The sequence below is a fragment of the Streptomyces sp. WM6386 genome (assembly GCF_000972385.1).
In the GTDB taxonomy this organism is placed as follows: domain Bacteria; phylum Actinomycetota; class Actinomycetes; order Streptomycetales; family Streptomycetaceae; genus Streptomyces.
Window position 1 is genome coordinate 1 of record NZ_JXTE01000585.1, and the last position, 388, is coordinate 388.

Below are 388 nucleotides of genomic sequence, written 5' to 3' on the forward strand. Positions count from 1 at the left end.
GCATGCAGTTCGCCCTGTCCGAGTGGGCTCCGGAGGAGCTGGGGCAGCTGGCCACCCTCTTCCACCGCATGGTCGACGATTTCTGGGCTTATGCCGTCGCCGACGACCCGGAGGCACGGGTCGTCGTGCTCACCGGGCGCGGCCGGGCGTTCAGCGCCGGCGGCAACTTCGACATCATGACCCGCGTCCAGCGCGACCGCGCCTTCCGGGAGCGGAACGTCGACCAGGCCAGGCGGATCATCACCGGCATGGTCCGCTGCCCGCTGCCGGTGATCGCCGCGGTCAACGGCCCCGCCGTCGGCCTCGGCTGCAGCCTGGCCCTGCTGAGCGACCTCGTGCTGATCGCCGACGACGCCTACGTCGCCGACCCGCACGTCCAGGTCGGGCT

1 protein-coding gene is annotated in these 388 nt (G+C 71.9%); it reads left to right on the top strand.

Annotated features, from left to right (window positions below; translation table 11 throughout):
- Window positions 1–2 precede the first annotated feature (2 nt).
- A partial coding sequence (locus TN53_RS42805) for an enoyl-CoA hydratase/isomerase family protein (protein ID WP_046264327.1) occupies window positions 3–388 on the top strand: 386 nt, incomplete at its 3' end.